At 45.1% G+C, this 1288-nt stretch carries 1 protein-coding gene; it reads left to right on the top strand.

Features of this window, described 5'->3' with window-relative positions; translation table 11 throughout:
• Positions 1 to 1204: heavy metal translocating P-type ATPase (locus tag ACP45E_RS00225; protein ID WP_141707141.1), on the top strand; the 1204-nt coding region annotated here is incomplete at its 5' end.
• Positions 1205 to 1288: the final 84 nt, after the last annotated feature.

The raw sequence follows: 1288 nt of genomic DNA, 5'->3' as shown, positions 1-1288 counted from the left end.
AGCAGTGTTTGTTCCGGTGGTTATGGTTATTGCCATGCTTTCGATGGCGGTTTGGTACCTTTATGGCCCCGAACCAAAACTGAGCTATATGTTAATTGCTGCAACCACGGTGCTTATTATCGCTTGTCCCTGCGCACTTGGACTGGCTACTCCTCTGTCTGTTACGGTTGGAATTGGTAAAGCCGCTGAAATGGGCATTTTAATTAAAGATGCCGATGTCCTACAAACTGCGAGCAAGATTACCACGGTGGTATTTGATAAGACGGGAACCCTGACCCAGGGTAGCCCAACGGTTCAAAACGTCGTTTCGTTTGGTGTCTCTGAGCAAACAGTGTTGCAATATGCCTACAGTGCAGAACAACACTCAGAGCATCCCCTTGCAAAATCCATTTGCCAGTATTCAAAGCAGCATCAGATCGTTCCACAAGGTATAGAAGACTTTCAAAACCTTAAAGGCAGAGGAATTAGTACCACAGTGAACGGAAAAACATTGCTTATCGCATCCCCTCACTACTTCCAATCCCTAAATATCGATATGAAAAATGCACAAGCGGCCCTTCAGCAAAGTGAAGTTCAAGCCTGGACGTCCATCGCTATTGCTGTTGATAACACGCTTATTGGTATTATTTCTTTGTCTGATTCGACTAAAGAAGACTCCAAAAAAGCGATTGATGCCCTGAAACAACAGCACATTAAAACCGTCATGTTAACTGGTGATAACCCTGCGGTAGCCAATGCAATCGCAAAACAACTGGGGATTGATCGTGTTATTGCCCAAGTGCTTCCTGACGAAAAATCGCACCACATTTTACAATTGCAACAACAAGGCGAAAAAGTGGCGATGGTCGGTGATGGTGTCAATGATGCTCCTGCCCTAGCGCAATCCGATATGGGTATTGCTATGGGGAGTGGCAGTGATGTCGCCATTGAAAGTGCGCAAATGACACTATTGAATTCCTCACCACTAGCGGTGGTTAATGCCATCGCTTTGTCTAGAGCAACAGTCACCAACATTAAACAGAATCTATTCGGCGCATTTGTTTATAACGCGCTGGGTATTCCCATAGCTGCAGGCGTTTTATTTCCCGCTTTCGGTTTTTTATTAAGCCCAGTGGTTGCAGGAGCCGCAATGGCGCTCTCTTCAATTACTGTGGTCAGTAACGCTAACCGTTTACGTCTATTTAAACCTAAATTCAACTCATAGAGGCTATTATGAAATTCAACATCCTTACTCTCGCCCTGATCAGTAGTTTCTCTGCCAATGTCCTTGCAGATCGGAAGAGCGGTT

Source organism: Vibrio genomosp. F10 str. 9ZD137 (genome assembly GCF_049974785.1).
GTDB lineage: Bacteria > Pseudomonadota > Gammaproteobacteria > Enterobacterales > Vibrionaceae > Vibrio.
The sequence above is the reverse complement of the archived record's forward strand: the minus strand, read 5'-3'. Positions and strand labels throughout refer to the sequence as shown.